A 384-nucleotide genomic window follows, 5' to 3' on the forward strand; every position below is an offset into this window, starting at 1 on the left:
GTTTTCATTACGGGCCAGTTGCAGACGTACACGGGTGATTTCTACCGGAATGGTGTCATTGCCGGCCAGCTCCGCTGCGCGTTCCAGATGTTGGTTGGCGCGTGCTTCATCACCACGTTGTTGCGCGGCTTCGGCTGCCAGTAGATAGTTCACCACCGGTTGTTCAGCGTGATCGGCATTTTTCGCCATCAGCTTTTCAACTTGCTGATAATCGCCTTCCGCCAGTTTCAGCAGCGCCTGTTCGGTCTGCTTACGTGCACGGCGACGCTTACGTCCGACAAACCACCCACGGGTGTGCGCGCCAGTGCGGCAGATCCGCCGCAGTAGCCACTCAATGGCAAACAGCACTACCATCGCCAGAATCAATATGATCGCCAGGCCCGT

1 protein-coding gene is annotated in these 384 nt (G+C 57.3%); it reads right to left on the reverse strand.

All coding sequences use genetic code 11. The annotated features are described in order from the left end of the window. On the reverse strand, nucleotides 1-384 hold a 384-nt coding region (locus ACNFOC_RS55875; protein ID WP_416966507.1), incomplete at both ends, for a heme biosynthesis HemY N-terminal domain-containing protein.

Origin of the sequence: Streptomyces colwelliae, assembly GCF_048158785.1 — a bacterium.
Classification (GTDB): Bacteria; Actinomycetota; Actinomycetes; order Streptomycetales; family Streptomycetaceae; genus Streptomyces.